This is a genomic window from Duganella levis, assembly GCF_009857605.1.
Classification (GTDB): Bacteria; Pseudomonadota; Gammaproteobacteria; order Burkholderiales; family Burkholderiaceae_D; genus Rugamonas; species Rugamonas levis.
Window position 1 is genome coordinate 1 of sequence record NZ_WWCT01000095.1, and the last position, 287, is coordinate 287.

General features: G+C 75.6%; 1 pseudogene. It reads right to left on the reverse strand.

The annotated features are described in order from the left end of the window. Nucleotides 1–287: pseudogene (locus GTP69_RS30945) on the reverse strand (flagellar hook-length control protein FliK); the annotation flags it as partial.

The following is a 287-nucleotide window of genomic DNA, read 5'->3' on the forward strand; positions in this document are numbered from 1 at the left end:
GGCGCGGCATGGTCGGCCGGTACCGGTGTCGGCGCCGGGGCTTCGGTGTCGGCCTGGCGCGGCATGGCCATGGCGACCGCCACGCTGTTGGCGACGGCGGCATTGCTGGTCACGGCGGTGCTGCTGGCGATGGCGATATTGTTGGCGACTGCTGCCGGCGGCGTGCTGACCGGCGGGCTGGCCAGATTGGTGGCGCCAGGGGCCGACGCGTCCTCGGCCGGCGGCGCGGCCGGGGTCACGGCGACGCTGGCGGCGGCTAGGTTGAGGCGGGTCGCGCTGGCGTTCAG